Source organism: Mobilibacterium timonense, assembly GCF_900155555.1.
Classification (GTDB): domain Bacteria; phylum Bacillota; class Clostridia; order Peptostreptococcales; family Anaerovoracaceae; genus Allobaileyella; species Allobaileyella timonense.
Window position 1 is genome coordinate 254,713 of sequence record NZ_FUHN01000008.1, and the last position, 16,303, is coordinate 271,015.

Annotated in this window: 16 protein-coding genes, 1 other RNA gene and 1 pseudogene; 4 read left to right on the top strand and 14 right to left on the bottom strand. The window is 51.3% G+C overall.

Annotation, left to right across the window (positions count from 1 at the left end; genetic code table 11):
• Positions 1–385 precede the first annotated feature (385 nt).
• A pseudogene (locus BQ7382_RS09870) lies at positions 386–637 on the bottom strand (nitroreductase family protein); the annotation flags it as partial.
• 145 nt (positions 638–782) lie between these two features.
• Between BQ7382_RS09870 and tnpA (BQ7382_RS07180) the strand changes: the two are divergent.
• Positions 783–1,268, top strand: coding sequence for an IS200/IS605 family transposase (gene tnpA / locus BQ7382_RS07180; RefSeq protein ID WP_077391440.1), 486 nt, complete (start codon positions 783–785; stop codon positions 1,266–1,268).
• A 267-nt stretch (positions 1,269–1,535) separates the two neighbouring features.
• Entirely contained in the window at positions 1,536–2,021 is a 486-nt protein-coding gene (gene tnpA / locus BQ7382_RS07185; RefSeq protein WP_077390623.1) for an IS200/IS605 family transposase, read from the top strand.
• Between the two features lie 127 nt (positions 2,022–2,148).
• Here tnpA (BQ7382_RS07185) and BQ7382_RS07190 read toward each other — a convergent pair whose 3' ends face one another.
• Positions 2,149–2,538, bottom strand: coding sequence for a nitroreductase family protein (locus BQ7382_RS07190; protein WP_077391441.1), 390 nt, complete (start codon positions 2,536–2,538; stop codon positions 2,149–2,151).
• Positions 2,539–2,550: 12 nt separating this feature from the next.
• A complete protein-coding gene (locus BQ7382_RS07195) occupies positions 2,551–3,321 on the bottom strand; it encodes an EFR1 family ferrodoxin (RefSeq protein WP_159437260.1) in 771 nt (256 codons plus the stop codon).
• Between the two features lie 91 nt (positions 3,322–3,412).
• Between BQ7382_RS07195 and BQ7382_RS07200 the strand changes: the two genes are divergently transcribed.
• Together BQ7382_RS07200 and BQ7382_RS07210 are read left to right on the top strand one after the other, a co-directional pair.
• On the top strand, positions 3,413–3,814 hold the full coding sequence (locus BQ7382_RS07200; protein ID WP_330618580.1) for a helix-turn-helix domain-containing protein: 402 nt from the start codon (positions 3,413–3,415) through the stop codon (positions 3,812–3,814).
• Positions 3,815–4,042: 228 nt separating this feature from the next.
• Positions 4,043–4,954 carry a patatin-like phospholipase family protein gene (locus tag BQ7382_RS07210; protein WP_328587317.1) on the top strand — a complete coding sequence of 304 codons (912 nt, stop codon included), beginning with the start codon at positions 4,043–4,045 and terminating at the stop codon, positions 4,952–4,954.
• Here the strand turns inward: BQ7382_RS07210 and BQ7382_RS07215 are convergent.
• The 11 genes from BQ7382_RS07215 to BQ7382_RS07265 form a co-directional block, all read right to left on the bottom strand.
• Complete coding sequence (locus BQ7382_RS07215; protein ID WP_159437261.1) at positions 4,916–5,692, bottom strand: hypothetical protein; 777 nt, start codon at positions 5,690–5,692, stop codon at positions 4,916–4,918. The genes BQ7382_RS07210 and BQ7382_RS07215 overlap by 39 nt on opposite strands.
• 301 nt (positions 5,693–5,993) lie before the next feature.
• Positions 5,994–7,016, bottom strand: a complete 1,023-nt coding sequence (locus BQ7382_RS07220; protein ID WP_144082107.1) for a DMT family transporter — start codon at positions 7,014–7,016, stop codon at positions 5,994–5,996.
• Between the two features lie 36 nt (positions 7,017–7,052).
• Entirely contained in the window at positions 7,053–7,346 is a 294-nt protein-coding gene (locus BQ7382_RS07225) for a hypothetical protein (RefSeq protein WP_077391445.1), read from the bottom strand.
• Between the two features lie 115 nt (positions 7,347–7,461).
• On the bottom strand, positions 7,462–7,707 hold the full coding sequence (locus BQ7382_RS07230; protein ID WP_077391446.1) for a hypothetical protein: 246 nt from the start codon (positions 7,705–7,707) through the stop codon (positions 7,462–7,464).
• 266 nt (positions 7,708–7,973) lie between these two features.
• Positions 7,974–8,331, bottom strand: a transfer-messenger RNA (tmRNA) gene (ssrA, locus tag BQ7382_RS07235).
• A 205-nt stretch (positions 8,332–8,536) separates the two neighbouring features.
• The gene (gene sdaAA, locus BQ7382_RS07240) at positions 8,537–9,430 is read right to left on the bottom strand and encodes an L-serine ammonia-lyase, iron-sulfur-dependent, subunit alpha (RefSeq protein ID WP_077391447.1); all 894 of its coding nucleotides are present in this window, start codon (positions 9,428–9,430) and stop codon (positions 8,537–8,539) included.
• 120 nt (positions 9,431–9,550) lie between these two features.
• Positions 9,551–10,213: an L-serine ammonia-lyase, iron-sulfur-dependent subunit beta gene (sdaAB, locus tag BQ7382_RS07245; protein WP_077391448.1), complete on the bottom strand. Its 663-nt coding sequence runs from the start codon at positions 10,211–10,213 to the stop codon at positions 9,551–9,553.
• A 166-nt stretch (positions 10,214–10,379) separates the two neighbouring features.
• Positions 10,380–11,657 (bottom strand): Sapep family Mn(2+)-dependent dipeptidase, encoded by a 1,278-nt coding sequence (locus BQ7382_RS07250; RefSeq protein WP_077391449.1) that lies wholly within the window; start codon positions 11,655–11,657, stop codon positions 10,380–10,382.
• 48 nt (positions 11,658–11,705) lie between these two features.
• Complete coding sequence (gene pepD, locus BQ7382_RS07255; protein WP_077391450.1) at positions 11,706–13,145, bottom strand: beta-Ala-His dipeptidase; 1,440 nt, start codon at positions 13,143–13,145, stop codon at positions 11,706–11,708.
• 33 nt (positions 13,146–13,178) lie between these two features.
• The gene (locus BQ7382_RS07260) at positions 13,179–14,378 is read right to left on the bottom strand and encodes a hypothetical protein (protein ID WP_077391451.1); all 1,200 of its coding nucleotides are present in this window, start codon (positions 14,376–14,378) and stop codon (positions 13,179–13,181) included.
• 264 nt (positions 14,379–14,642) lie between these two features.
• Positions 14,643–16,205 (bottom strand): MFS transporter, encoded by a 1,563-nt coding sequence (locus BQ7382_RS07265; RefSeq protein ID WP_159437262.1) that lies wholly within the window; start codon positions 16,203–16,205, stop codon positions 14,643–14,645.
• Positions 16,206–16,303: the final 98 nt, after the last annotated feature.

A 16,303-nucleotide genomic window follows, 5' to 3' on the forward strand; every position in this document is an offset into this window, starting at 1 on the left:
TAATAGCTGCTCAGTGCGGTGCCCACTGACATGAATACCACCGCCAGGGCGGCCACGATGATCAGGAAGCAATTGTAACATGAGGAGATCAACTATTTTATAATATCCTCATCTAACAGGAACTGTTCTATCCCCAGATAGATGATCCCATTTTCATCCTGCCATGGATCAATTTAATCCCTCACAACCACGATTTTACTGAAAGAATCGTGTTGTATTCTACAACACCGACATCGACATCCATGCCTCTTCGGATCAGGTCATTGTACAGCACATTTTCCATAAACCGATGACTGCTTTTTTCGCTTTCGCGGTCGTGACTGTGGGAACACCATATTCCGAGGCTGAGATGGCAGGACCGCTATTTGAGAAATGTTGATGTTTATTAGTCCTTGATCGTAAGAATATCATCAAGCGGAACGCGATCACTTTTGAACTTGTTTATTTTATCGTCACCCCGGTATCCCATCCCGATTCCCATGACGACCGCTTCGTCGTCTGGAATATTCAGTTTTTTATGCAGATAGCTGGCATGAGCTACAAATGCCACTGCCACAATGGTGTCTACGCCCTGGTTATATGCACTCAGAAGCAGGCTCTGTTCAAATGCTCCCGCATCCAGTATTTCCCAGACAGGAGCATCTTTTGATTGTGATCTTTAGTGTAAAAAAACCACCGGCTAAGCCGGTGGAGTAAGAAGCTTTAGCTTCAAGAAAAAACCTCCTGTGATATCATGAATGAGGCTTCCAACCGCACTCATGTAACAAAGGAGGAATAAATCGATGGGTAATATTACCAAAACCGACATCAATAGTTTAACACATTCGAAGTGGCGGTGTCAGTATCACGTAGTGTTTGCGTCGAAGTACAGGAGACAAATTATCTACGGAAAAATAAAAGAGGATATTGGCAAGATACTTAGGCAGTTGTGTGATCAGAAAGGCATAGAAATAATAGAAGCGGAGTTGTGCCCTGATCATGTACACATGCTGATATCAATTCCGCCAAAATACAGCGTATCGCAAGTGATGGGATATCTGAAGGGAAAAAGCTCACTGATGATATTCGACAGACATGCGAATATGAAATATCGGTATGGGAACAGGCATTTCTGGTGCCGTGGCTATTATGTCGATACAGTTGGCAGAAACAAAAAGGCAATCGCAGAATACATACGAAACCAACTGCAAGAAGATATCGCAAATGATCAATTAACATTGAAGGAGTACATAGACCCGTTCACGGGTAGCAAGAATACGAAGGCATAATAAAAAGCGCCCTTAGGCGCAGCCGGAAAATAGAGATGCGGTTGGCAGTCTATTTCGGTGCGTCTTAAGACGCCTGCAAGTAACAGGCCCTTTTAGGGCAAGGACAAACCACCAGTTCAACTGGTGGTTATGATTNGTGATCTTTAGTGTAAAAAAACCACCGGCTAAGCCGGTGGAGTAAGAAGCTTTAGCTTCAAGAAAAAACCTCCTGTGATATCATGAATGAGGCTTCCAACCGCACTCATGTAACAAAGGAGGAATAAATCGATGGGTAATATTACCAAAACCGACATCAATAGTTTAACACATTCGAAGTGGCGGTGTCAGTATCACGTAGTGTTTGCGCCGAAGTACAGGAGACAAATTATCTACGGAAAAATAAAAGAGGATATTGGCAAGATACTTAGGCAGTTGTGTGATCAGAAAGGCATAGAAATAATAGAAGCGGAGTTGTGCCCTGATCATGTACACATGCTGATATCAATTCCGCCAAAATACAGCGTATCGCAAGTGATGGGATATCTGAAGGGAAAAAGCTCACTGATGATATTCGACAGACATGCGAATATGAAATATCGGTATGGGAACAGGCATTTCTGGTGCCGTGGCTATTATGTCGATACAGTTGGCAGAAACAAAAAGGCAATCGCAGAATACATACGAAACCAACTGCAAGAAGATATCGCAAATGATCAATTAACATTGAAGGAGTACATAGACCCGTTCACGGGTAGCAAGAATACGAAGGCATAATAAAAAGCGCCCTTAGGCGCAGCCGGAAAATAGAGATGCGGTTGGCAGTCTATTTCGGTGCGTCTTAAGACGCCTGCAAGTAACAGGCCCTTTTAGGGCAAGGACAAACCACCAGTTCAACTGGTGGTTATGATATGGTTATCACTGCTATTGTCGGTGCATTAAAAAGATTTTTCTGACCTTCACCGAACTGATATGCGTCAGAACTTAAAAATCCGCGAAGCTGCTGTCCCCAGTGCCCCATATTCCGTTGCTCTCGAATACCCCAGTGTTCGTCCCGGAAAGAAGGCAGTTCAGCTTCAGATGGCAGGCTGCCGCTTTGATAATCACGCCTGATTTCACGGGCCGTATCCCCTGTAGCGACATACAGCTTCCAAGGCTGCGCGTTTGCCCAGGATGGTGTCCACTGTGCATCTTCCGCGATCTTACGGATCACATCGGCCGGTACGGCCCTGTCTATGAATCTGCGAACGGATCTTCTGTTTGTGAGTGCATCGTGTATCGTATTATCAACCATTTAAGGACCTCCTTATCTGATATCTGGTTCTGTATTCGGATTGAAATACTGTCCGTGACCGACGGTTTTCTTTGTGTAGGAGATGGCGTTCACAGGACAGCGGTGTACACAGCCGAGACAGAGCGTACATTCAGGCTTTACCCAGACAGGCTTTTTGTCTTTGAGCTTGATGGCGTTTACCGGACACTGGCGCTCACACAGGCCGCAGCTGATGCAGGCACTGCTGACGGCAAACTTTCTGGTTTTACAGTAGCTGTGGTACAAGCGCGTAGAAAATGCTTGAAGAATAGTGGGCATATTTTTTGCGGGAATATCTGTTTTGACATGATTGGAGATTTTTTGTACCACGTCTCCGATGGCGGATTCCGCTTCGGATTCTGCCTTTGAAATATAGTCTTTGTCGTTCATATTGAAATACGGGTTCCAGTTGTCCACCATTTTTATCGTGAATGCCGCATCAGGTTTCCTCCCCAGCTTCTCGAGCCTTCGAAAAGCTTCCTGACCGATGTTCCCACAGTTTGCCCCGTAAGTGCCGACAAAGAATACGTAATTCCTGTCAGGCCACTGAATATCCAGCTTCTCGAGAAAATCAATTATGATATTCGGAAATCCGCCGAAGTAAGTCGGGATGACGAGCCCAAAATTTTCTCCTTCCTTCAGAGTATAGGAAAAATGACCGTCGTGCATACATCCAGAGACTGAATATATAGTATCCTTCGTTGATTCAGCAATTCGGGCAGCTGCATATTTATCATTTCCGGTTGAAGAAAAATAGAAAATCATAGATGTCACCTCATTCATTTGCGCTTGACATAATATAACTGATAAGTGTACATTTAACAAGTACTGTAATAAAGGTAAGTATGGAGGTAACATGGAACTTACAGCGGAACAGACCAGATTTTATGAAAGCCTTGATGATATGGGACGGGATGAACGGGATAAAGTCCTGTGTGCAGCACGAGAGTGTGTGAAAAACACCGGCTTCAACTATACTATGTCCCTGATCAACGGAAAATACAAAATGACGATTCTTTATACGATCGCAGAGTTCGGGACGATCAGAACGAATGAGATGCAGCGCTACATCGCAGACATATCATTCAAGACGCTTAGCCTGAATCTTAAGGAACTGGAAAAAGACGGGCTGATCAACAGGAAGGAATATTCACAGGTTCCACCAAAAGTGGAATATTCGCTGACAGAGAAGGGCAGAACGCTTATTCCGATTTTAAATGCTATGTGCGCATGGGGATACGTACACAGGCAGAGATAAGGTGATCACTCAGGATAATATGCCGTTCACCCGGAATGAAAAAGATCTGTTGGTGCTCAAGGCATGGAGTGAAAAATCAAAAAAGCAGGGCAGGCCGGAAATGTCGGCCACTTCCCCACTGACGTCAGGATATCAACTTACGAAGATGGATTCAATTTTCAGTTGTGATAAGATGGGCACCGATCGGCGTTCTGGCTGTGCCAATTCAGGATTTCAGGAGATGACGGAGTGAGCAATAAGACAGATGAGCAGAAAAAGGATGCAATAAAGACAGGATTGATCATGGAAGGTGGAGCCATGCGCGGAATGTTCACAAGCGGCGTAATGGACGTCCTCCTTGAAAACAACATCACATTCGACGGCGCCGCAGGGATCTCTGCAGGCGCCGTATTCGGATGCAATTTCAAGTCGAAACAAATAGGCAGAGTGATCCGGTTCAACAAGAAATACTGCAGGGATCAGAGATACTGCAGCATTCGATCACTGATAAAAACGGGCGATCTGTACGGTGCGGACTTCTGTTACCGGGAGCTTCCCGATGTGCTCGATCCGTTCGACAGAGAGACTTTTCGGAAAAACCCTGTGGAGTTTTACGTCGGTGCAACGGACGTGCACACCGGAAAATGCATCTATCACAAGTGCTGCGACGGCGAAGACAGAGACATGAAGTGGATGCAGGCTTCCGCTTCAATGCCGATCGTTTCAAAGCCCGTAAAAGTTGACGGCTACACATTGCTTGACGGAGGGATCGTAGACGCAGTTCCGTACAGGTTTATGGAGCAGCAGGGATATAATCACAACGTGATCGTCCTGACTCAGCCCAAGGGATACAGGAAAAGCAAGAGCAAGGCGTCTCCCGCAATCAGGTTCTTACTGCGCAGATACCCTGCTGTGGCAGACGCAATGGCTGACAGACACGTAATATACAACCGGCAGATGCAGGAGATAACGGAGAGAGGGGAAAAAGGTGTTTCCCTTGTGATCAGGCCGCCGGAACCTCTGAAGATCCGCCGGACTGAAAACGACCCGGAGGAACTGGAACGAGTTTATCAAATCGGCCGCAGAGAGGGAGAGACCGAGCTGCCAAAGATAAAGAGCTTTTTACAGGTCGATGCCGCCTCCTGCGGCATATCCGTATAATCCGCTTTGCGTGCCATCTACCGCGGTATTGTTCTGAATGACCCCGCCTGACATGGTCATCACAGAATGATTCTCCAGAAAAACACCGCCTCCGAAGTTCGCGGAATTGTTTTCGATCGTGCCTCCTGTCATCGTGATCGTGCCTTCATCCGCAACAATTGCTCCTCCTAAGGCACAAAAATAGCCCAGATCCCGCAGCACGTTGTTTTTCAGCACGGTACCGTCCTCGATAGTCAACGACCCCATATCGCGGATCATCGATTTGGTCGTTCCGGTGGCCTCGCTGCTGTTGCCGTCTATCGTGATATTCTTCAAAACAACGCTGTCGCAGCTATTGATGACCATAAGATAACCACTATAAGAAGGATCTCTCTTCACAACGGCATTGGTCCCTTCTAATGAGATCTCCCCACTGATACTCACGGAATTAGTAATAAAAATGGTCTTAACATTCTCATTTTCCTGAGCGATCTCCTTCGCCCTGGCAAAGGTCTTCACCGCATTCTCTGCTGAAGACCCGTCCGCACTGTCGTTTCCGGATCTCCCGTTGAGATATACTGCTTCCTGTGTTGCTTCCTGTGTATTTCCCTGATCCTTCGTCTCCAAACTGTCAGTACTGTCCGTTCCTGTCTGAACTGCTTCCGCATTATTGTTTGCCGTGGTGTTCCCGGCAGATGCAGTCTCATCCGCAAAAACGCTGACATTACTCATGGCACCCAAAAGCAGTATCAGCATCATTGCCACACATGTAAAAAACGGGGTGTACTCAGTCCAGAGTTACTCAGAACATGTGATCCCTGGAAAGGGAACTGGGTTTTACGCTTTTTACGAAGAATCATTTTGGCGCAGAACTGACAAAGTCGGTACGGACTCTTCTTCCGAGGATCCAGCAGATCCTGAAGAATCTGAGAATGCATCAGGTGGATCTGGGACTGATCAGTCGCCCTGACAAACAGGAAAATCCCGGTATAAAATTTCTGCCGCTTGTAGAAGTAAAAAAGCACCGTCCGAAGCAGGCGCTGTCACAGATCTAGTTTAACTATTCTCTAATAGTATTTTTCTTCCGCCGGTCTGAAGTCGTGACTGCTCCGCTATCTTCCTTCCCTGTGAACACGACAATGATACCCACGCAGATCAGCGCGAGCGCGCTCAGTGCCCACATATTGAACACGGATCGCTCGTCAAGCAGCAGCGAAGAAATGATAACTCCGGCAGCCGGCGTCACGAACGAGAACATCGAAACCCGGCTGACCGGATTGTATTTTAGAAGGATGCCCCAGAGCGTATAGGCCGCCGAAGAGATGAAGGCCATATAGAGAATCAGCAGGAGCGAGCTGCCGCTCTTTACGGTCAGCCGTCCGCCCGCCGCAAAGGAAAGAGCCGCCATGACCGCACCGCCGAGCATGAACTGGCAGCCGCTGAGCATGACCGGGTCGAAATCCTTCGAAAATTTTTTGATCAGGCAGCCGGCGAGCGCCGAAGCGAAGACAGCGATCAGCACAAAGCCCTCACCATTCAGTGTAAATCCGAACTCCAGTGAACTGCCAAGCGTCTCGAGCAGCACCACGCCAGCGAATCCGAGCACACTGCCGATAACTTTCCGCATCGTCAGCTTTTCGTAGCCAAAAAGGAACACTGCCAGCAGAATGGAGACGAATGTGCCGGCACCGTTGATGATCGACGAGCGAACAGCGGACGCATGAGCGAGTCCGATATAGAAAAATACATACTGCAGCACAGTCTGCGTCGATGCCAGCGACGCGACCGCCCGAAAAGATCCGCGTGCCGGCAGAATGATCCGACGCTCTGCAATACTTCCGAATATAAGCGTCATGACTCCGGCCAGAAAGAACCGCACCCCGGCGAAAAAGATCTGCCCGGCAGCGTCACCCTCACTCACATCAAAGAGCCGGTATCCGATTTTTATGCAGGAATGCGCGCTTCCCCAGAGGGAGCAGCAGAAGATCGCCGTCAAAACCAGGATCGGTTTTCTCTGCCATATAACTGTTTTTTCAGTTTCACCAACGTGTCCTCCGCTCCGAGTGCTGTCCTTCCGGATCAATTTGCTGTATCCTTTCCCTGTCTTCCCATCCGTTAATTACTTGAAAAATCGGCCGGCTTCGTCCCGATAGACAAAATTCGTCGTCCCGCCGCATTTTCTGCAGCGCACGGATCTATATGCGAAGCCTTCTCCAGACCCGCCGAAGCCGCTATCAAGATCGTCCGACCCGCAGTGAGCGCAGGTTTTCGCCGCATCGCCCGCGCGGTCATCGACATAGGCGGTCTTCCCGTAATTCGGAAGGGAATGAAAGTCAAGCGGGTTCGCCCCACTGAAAGTCAGGTCCACCCGTTTCGCATCATCTGAGGTCATCACCCATTTGCCGTCTGCCATTTTTCCTCCGTCACTCAACCGAAATTCACATCCGCCATTATGCATAACACACTAATACGTAAATTGCAATAACGAGCTGGACACCCGCCACCAGGCAGCAGCCTTGCAGATCCGGTCAAGTTCTTCTTCTCTGCTGCCTGATGAGAAGGGCATTGGAACCCAAGCTTCGGGCCTCGGGCTCCTTCTTTTCACGCTCATCCTCTTCCGGAAAATATTTTTCCTTATCCTTGACGCTTCCTGTAACGGATGCCGCAATCGCAGATGCGCGGATCTGACTCATCATCGATCTCCAGGTTTTGGTAAGCTCTCCCGGCTTAAGGAAAAGCACCCGAAGCTCTTCTGTTTCACTCTTTTCGTTCATGTGCGGCTCTCCTTGCTCTGGAACATGCCCCGCCGCCAGCCTTCCACATAGTTTTCATGGTCTCCATTGTTGTAGCCATCTCTTATCCTTTCTCCGGATACCGGATAAACAAATAACCCCGCGCCGGATCGTGCGTGGCTTCAGGTGCGTCTGAGAGGGTTTCTGTGCGTTTTAAAGGAGGCATAAAAAAAGCCGCTGACCATTGAAATCAGCGGAATTCGTTGCAATGTAAAAGGTTCAGAGTTTTGCCTCTGAACCCTGAAAAATGGTGGAGACGGTGAGAGTCGAACTCACGTCCAGAAACACATCCGAGAGACTTTCTCCGAGCGCAGCTGATAATTTGTGTCTCGCCTTACCTGCCGTCTGTCAGCAAACTGCAGTCAGGCCAGCCCGTGATGTTCCTGAGCTGCCGGGCTTTCACTCAGGAGTTTCCTGCATATCTTAGACCGGTTATGTCACCTGCAGGTGAGTGGCGCCGGCCCGCGGGGCTGAACTAAGCAGCCAGTGCGAAATTGCTATTATTATTCTTAGCGTTTATATTTAGGTTGCCACTTTTTACGTAGACTTGGCGACTACGGCTCGCTTATCCCTGTTCAACATCCCTGTCGAAACCATTACGTCCCCATGTACTGGAACTTTTGCAGTACAACAGTATACGTTTTTCCGGGAAAAAGGTCAACTGGTTTTTTGAGAAAATCCGGGTATTTGGAATGGATACGGGTGTTCCAGGAGTTTTTTCCGGCGCTCCGGAGGATCCTGTTCGCTCGAATGCGATCGTTTGTATCCGTGCTACTGCCTCCCGTACCACTACATCACGCGCCTCGATCTCTTACACCTCGGCGCCAACGCTCCCCTCGTTCAGCCGCCTGCTGATCTCCCGTCCCGCAGGCGTGGCGGCAAGTCCTCCTTTTCCTGTCTCTCTGAGGCTCTCCGGAAGCTGACGGCCGACGCTCTTCATTGCGTCCACCACCTGGTCCGGAGGAATGGTGCTGCGAAGGCCTGCAAGGGCCATATCAGCTGCGGTCACCGCGTTTGCCGCACCCACCACGTTACGGCGGACGCAAGGGATCTCCACCAGTCCGGCCACGGGATCGCACACCAGTCCCATGAGGCCGGACAGTGCCATCGCGCAGGCGTGTATTATCGCCAGGTCAGAGCCGCCGAGCAGCCAGACCGCTGCTCCTGCAGCCATCCCGGAGGCAGAACCGACCTCAGCCTGGCAGCCGCCCTCCGCGCCGGAGAGGCAGGCCCTTTCACCGATGACGCCTCCGATCCCGGCTGTAACATAGAGGGCCTGGATCATCTTCTCATCGGAAAAGCCGAATTTTTCCTGCATTGTGATGAGCACGGCCGGCACAACGCCGCAGGAGCCGGCCGTCGGAGCCGCGACGATCCTCTTCATGCAGGCGTTTGACTCCGATATGCGGAGGGCACGCTCCATGATCCGGCTCTCGAACTCGCTGCAGAGGGTATTGTTTCCCTCCTTCTCGCGACGGTTTTTCACCATCGCCGCGTTCATGCCGGTAAGGCCGCTCTTGGACTTCAGGTGTTCATCGTAATTCCGGTCGGAATCCACCATGGCCTGCCAGATCGCCCTCATCCTCTCCAGGGACTCCTCCTCAGATATGCCCTCCTCCCGGCAGTCGTCGCGGCATACCGTCTCCCAGAAGGGCGTGTTGTTTTCCTTGCATTCTTCAAGAATATCTAAAAATGATCCAAACATGTTTTCCTGTCTCCCGTGCTGCCGCCTCCCGCGCAGCCATCCAGTTACAATGCGGTCATCGTGCGGTCATTATGCGGTGATTCTGCGCGTCGCCGTGCCGCCCGTAATGCAGCCGAAGCCCTACGCCGGGCTGTAATAAGTCACGCTTTCCACGCCGTCCAGTTGCTCCAGTCTCTCCAAAGACTCCCGCGGCACCTCATCGTCACACTCGATCACCATCACCGCGTGGCCGCCCCGCCCTGAGCGATAGACCTGCATGGTGGCGCTGTTGACGCCCTTTTCGTGAAGCATCGACGTGACATTGGCTACGCACCCAGGCCTGTCCTGGTTGTGGACGATCAAAGTATGGTATTCGCCGCTGAACCCCGCCTTCATCCCGTTGATCCTGCTGATCCAGATGCGCCCGCCACCGACTGAAGACGCAACGACCTCAAGCCTTTTCCCGCTGACGGACTCGAGGACGAGCTTCACAGAGTTGGGGTGCACGTCATCCCCCAGGTCTATGGCGCCGAAGCGGAAGGACATGCCTTGCCTCTTCGCCAGTAAAAAGCTTTTTCTTATCCTCTCGTCATCTACGGCAAGTCCCATGAGGCCTGCCACCAGCGCCAGGTCCGTCCCGTGTCCGTGGCCCGTGGCCAGAAAGGACCCGTGAAGCAGTATCTCCGCATCCTTTATCTCCTCACCCATGAGCTTCCTGGCCGCAAGGCCTATGCGGACAGCTCCGGCGGTATGGGAGCTGGAAGGACCCACCATCACGGGCCCAACGACATCAAAAACATTCATATATTTTCCCCTGTTTAATTCTCTTGTTTTCCCGAATCGCGAAGCATTTTTTGTATATATCCAACAAATACTCCAGTCCTTTTGTGGATAGTATATCATTAATTTCCCGCATTTACGAGAAAAGCCTCCGCGTCTGCAGAGGCTCCAATGTCGATGTTGATGCGTTCTATATCTCCAGCAGGTTCTGAAGCGCCAGGCGGTAGATCTCCCGCAGCTTGTAAAAGTCCTCCAGCAACAGGTACTCGTCGCTGTTGTGCTCCCTGTTCTCGTGACCCGGAAAATTCGGTCCGAAGGCCACGATGTTTTTCATGGACCGGGCGTACGTCCCTCCGCCGATGGCCAGCGGCTCCCCGAGATCCCCCGTCACCTGGCGGTACGCCGCGAGCAGGCGGCTGATCACAGGCCCGTCCTTTTCCATGTACACCGCCGGCATCTCAAATGACTTTTCCACGGTAAGCCCGAGACCACTGTACTGGCCGAGCGCCTCCCTCATGCCCGCCACCACCTGGTCGGACGTGACGGAAATCGGGAAGCGGATGTCCATGTCGAGGGTGAGCCGGCCATCCTCCGACCTGATGATCCCCGGGTTCACCGAGAGCCTCGTGCCGTCATCGGAAAAGTCGATGCCCAGCCCCTCTCCGTGGTGCTTGTCCGCGATGTGGCGAAGGTATATGGCCGGAAAAGGCAGGTCCTCCTCGCCCTCAGCTTCGGCGGCACGCCTCATGGCGTCCGAGATGGCGTTTTTTCCGAGCCATGGCGCACAACCGTGGCTCATCTTTCCGTGGCCTTCGTACGTGCCGCGGGCGGTCTTCAGCTGGCAGAGATCAGGGACCACGTTCGGGGCAGTCCCCGCACAGGCGTACTCCAGGCCGCTGTTTTCAAGGGGCATGGAGATCCTGGCGATCATTATCCCGTTTTCGCAGTAGATCGCAGGGAAATCCCCGTCGGGCGTAAAGCCGCAGTCCGGCGCGTCCTCGTTCTCGAGGTAGGCGGTGATATCGTCCCAGTCGCCGTTTTCCTCGGTCTGGCCGAGGATGAGACGGATCCTTTTTCCCGGTGTGCCGTGGTCCAGGATGTCCTTCATGGCAAAAAGGCTCGCCACCGCCGGTCCCTTGTCATCGATGGTCCCCCTGCCGTAGATCCTGTCGTCCTCCATGGTGGCCTGATAAGGAGGATAATTCCAGTCCTTTCCGGCCTCAACAGTGTCCAGATGGGCCAGGATGCCGATCAGCTCCTCGCCCTCTCCGATCTCCGCGTAGCCGTAGGTCCCCTTGTTGACGGTCTTGAAGCCCATGGCCGCCGCCTGCTCCAGCATGTATTCCAGGGCCTTTGCCGGGCCCTCGCCAAATGGATGGGACTGGTCGCCCCTCTTGGCGATGCTCTTGATGGAGACGAGCTCCTCGAGCGTCTCAAGCATTTTTGTGTTGTCGCGATCTTTGCTCATAATTTGATCCTTTATTGCATCCTTTCGACGGCCGTGCAGGGCGAAAACCTACATCCTCCTCAGAACTTCTGTCAAAACATCGAACGTGCGCTCATATGAATCCATGTCCAGGTACTCATGAAAAGTATGGACATTTTCGTGGGTCGGTCCAATGGTTATGGCGTCAAGGCCCGGAATCCTGCGCACGAACACAGAAATCTCCAGTCCTCCTGGACAGATATCTTCTTTGAGCTTCACTCCCTGTTTTTCCATCAGCACCTCGTTGAAGAGCGCCTTTATCCTTGAATCAGGGCTGCTCTGCCAGGATATGATCCTCTCGCATCTCGCGAAATCACAACCGAAAGTCTCCGCTGTATACCTGATGTGCCTGCAGAGCTCCTCCCCCATGTCCCTGTGACGTGCTCTGGTGCTGCCGGTCATTGTGAACCTGGATCCATTAAGTTCAATGACCCCGAGCATATGAAGCGCCTCCATCTTTCCAGTCGCGATATCCGAAGCAAAGGTATTCGACTCCATGAGATACATCATCCTTATCAGTCTGTCACTTTCCTCCGGGCTCACCACATCTCCTGCTTCAGCTTTTTCAAAGCTTATCGCAGCTGAGAACTCAGTCCCCCGGTAGCGTTCCATCATCTCGTTAAAAGCCTTTTCCAGGAGACCCGTAACAGCATCATAGTCCTCGTCACAGGAAAAGACAATCTCACAGGAGAGAGGATTACGGTTTTCCGCTGAGCCTCCTTCTGCGGAACATAGCCCGACCTGTATTCCTTCATCGAGCAGCTCTGCCAGCATACGGAAGCTCATTTTTATTGCATTCCCCACCTCGGGATCGGAGCCGCCCAGGAAAACATCTCCCGTTATCCCGTCCACCGTCATCTTCACGACGGTACCGGAACACGGCACTCTTTTCCTCAGATTCTTTGAGACGACGGTCTTGTCGCTGCACACACAGCCAACATAAGTTACACCCTCCTGCTCGGAATCAAGGTTTATCAGGGTCCTGCTCTCAACATCCGATACGTCGAACCCGCGAGCCCCGGTCATACCCGATTCTTCGTCGATGGTGAAAAGGCACTCCAGGGGCGGATGGCTGTAATGGCCTTCATCTGCAAGGAGCGTCAGCATATAGGCCATCCCGAAACCGTCATCGGCGCCCAGGGACGTATCCTCAGCCATCAGGTGACGGTCTTTGACCACCAGCTTTATCGGATCCTTCCTGAAATCATGATTGCTTTCAGGTCTCTTCTCACACACCATGTCCATGTGTGCCTGGAGCAGCACTGGTGGATGGTCCTCATATCCTTCGGTCCCATTTTTCTTGATGAAGACATTATTCAGTTCATCACGGCGGTACCAAAGTCCCTGCGCCCTCGCAAATTCAACGAGATAATCGCTGATCTCCTTTTCGTGACACGACTCCCTCGGGATCCTGGATATTTCTTCAAAGAACCTGTAGACAGGCATGTCATGATCCAGTATATTTTTCATTTCTTTCGCCTCGAAAGCAATTAATTACCGATGCTATATCAGACTTACCAGGATACCGGCTATTATCCCTGTCTCTACAGAGATAGTTACAACCCCCGAGATCACTATCTGCGGCTGATAATATGCGACCATAGCTTCATAGGTCTCATCATCGAGGTCCATGTTCGTCTTCAGATCGGCTGCGGCAGCCTTTGCTACCAGCAGGCTTGGCGGGAATCCGACCATGCATCCGAGAGCCACTGCCCATGTCTCAAAGAAGTTTTTCTTGAAAATCCTTGAGAAGATGGCTCCGCAGACTGCACACCCGGCAACCCCTATAGCGAAGAAAAGCGCGACTATCGGAAGCATGCCGAGGATCTCTTCCCAGGACAGCTCTACGAAGGCCTCACAAATGACCGGATACATGAGGCCGAAGATCATTCCGCCAGCTCCTGCTTTGTTCAGTGCATCCTTTGGGATGATACCCACCTGTACTGCAGCAAATCCGAGGATTATCTCCCATACGTAGTGACTTATCCTTGTCCACTGTCCCACGTAGAAAGAAAGCAGGCATATGAGTGTGAACACCACGAATACATAGTAGAAGGAGCTCTTGACATCATCAGGGATCCTGAAATTCATGCCTTTGTGTTCCTCCGCCCCGGACCTCTTTTTAGCAAGTGCACCTGAGGCTATTTCCATCATGTCTCCTGCCATGAGGTGCTTCTTCATCCCGGCTCTGAGCGAATATACACAAGCAGGATATCCCACGAGTATCTGCATGTTCATCAGCAGCAGCATAAGTCCGACCATCTTTGTGTCGCCGATCTGCTGAGCCTTCGTGAGCATGATGAGCCCGGCCTGTCCGCCGCCTGCTACCTCTACAGAACTGTAGAGCGAGGTCCTGAGGTCTGTCAGCGGAGTTCCGATCAACGATCCGGTCAGTATTATCAATGCTACAGCCGCCGTGCCGATGATGAAAGTCTTGTACTGCCCCTTCATTTCAGACAGGGATACGCTGGCCCCAAAGCTGACTATGGCAAACGGTATGCCGAAATTGTTGATGATCGTCATGAATCCGGTCGCTTCAAACGTCGACGGAGTGATCACATGCAGAACAGAGCCGAAAACGATAAGTAATACGATGGAGAATATCAGGCTGTCCACCCGATACTTCACCAGCTTGCTCAACAGATCTCCGGCCAGAAACGTGCCGAGGATGAGGAGCATAGGAACGTAAACTTCAGGACTCATTTTTTCTCCCTTCCTTTAATCCGATATAATACACAACACACAAATCGATTTAGGGTATTATACATTTTGTGTGTTACATTTTGCAATATGCATTTTAATAATTCTTATGGATCTGAACAAATTACTTTATCGATGTATTGTGAAAACATCAAACCTGATCGAGCAGACGCACAGCTCAAATGAGCACCTGGTGAAATACAAAAGGCCCTGCCGCACGCTGTGGCAGAGCCTTATCTCTTTTTCAAAATATACAGTTTTTTCCTGCTACTGCTCCGGGGCGTCCTCGCCCTCAGCTTTTTCGTCCGGCTTTTCAGCAACTTCTGCAGAAGTCTCTGTTCCATCGGTCTGTGCGGAGTCATCTGTCACTGACTCAACAGCTGCTGCCGCCTCGGCCTTCATTGTACCAACCGCCTTCAGCTCGGCTGCATCTCTTGCAGCTATCTCCGCTTCCATCTGAGGAATGTTCTTCTCCAGTCTGGCGAGATACATGAAGAGGAAGAACAGCACGATGAACGTTACAGCAGGCATCGTTACTATCTCGTTGAAGAACAGGCTCTTCACGGCCTCAGTCTGGCTCTTCGCGTTCGGTACGTAGTGGTAAGCTGTGAGCAGGCTGCTGGCGATGATGCCGCCGAGGGCCAGGCCCAGCTTCTGAGCGAATGTGTAGATGGACATTACAGTTCCCTGGTTGTCCACGCCGGTCTTCCACTTGCCGTATGTCATGGCGTCAAGCGCGCACTGGTAGATCATCTGTGCGAACAGGCCGGCGCCGATGCCCTCGATGCCCCAGCAGGCGAAGAGCACTGGCAGAAAGGCGTCGTGGGTCAGGAACCTTGTCCCGTAGCTGATGATCAGGAGCACCGACGCGATGCCGCAGGACTTCGCGTTGCCAAATTTCTTTCCCATGAAGCCCATGCCCGCGACGGCGATGAAGCCGATCACGGACGTCATGATCGAGTACACGCTCATGAGTCCCTGGTTGTGGAGGTTGTAGTTGAGGTAGTAAACGGTGGATGCTCCGTTCAGTGCGTTGTATATCAGGAAAAGGGCGTTGATCAGGCAGACGATCAGGGCGTACTTATTCTTGAGGAGCGCCACGATCAGAGCCTTGACGGATGTCTTTTCCTTGTTCTTCTTTTCTTCTTCCTTAGTCTCCAGCTCTTCAGGATCGAAGTGCTCGTAGCCCTTGCTGGCGTAGAACACCAGGAGAAAGCCGGCGGCATAGATGACTCCGCATATGATGGCGAATGCGAAAAATCCCTTGGTCTGGTCGCCGTGTCCGATGAGCTTTACGAGAGGAAGTGCGGTGGCGGTGATGAGGGTGCTGGCGATCATTCCGCCGAATCCTCTCCACTGGCCGAGCTTTACACGCTCTTCCTTGTCGGTCGTGATCCTTGCAAGCAAGGTGTTGAACGGGATGTTCGTTATGGTCTGTGCCATCCCCTGGAAGATGTATGTGATCCCGACCCATGCGATCAGTGCGTTGCCCTTAAGTCCTGGACATGTGTAGCTGAGCACGATGAAAACTCCGGCTGGAACAGAAAAATACTTGAGCCAGAATCTGCACTTTCCTTCCTTTGATCTGGTCTTGTCCAGAAGAACGCCCATCATCGGGTCGTTCACCGCATCCCAGACACGGGCGATGATCATGATCACCGTGGCGGCGGCCGCAGGGATCTTCGCTACGTCCGTATAGAACCACAGCAGAAAAAATGCATTGAGGATCTGCAGTGTACTTTTACTGAAATCTCCTACTGCAAGAGAAAATTTCAGGAAGACCGGCAATTTAGTGGTCTGTCCAGCTGTTTGTGCAGTATTCTGGTCCATTTCACCCTCCTGAATACTCTTCAAAACATAAAAGCAACGTTTTGTAAATGTGTGTTGAGTTATGTGAGCCCCACCACCGGAAGGGTGGGACGGGACTT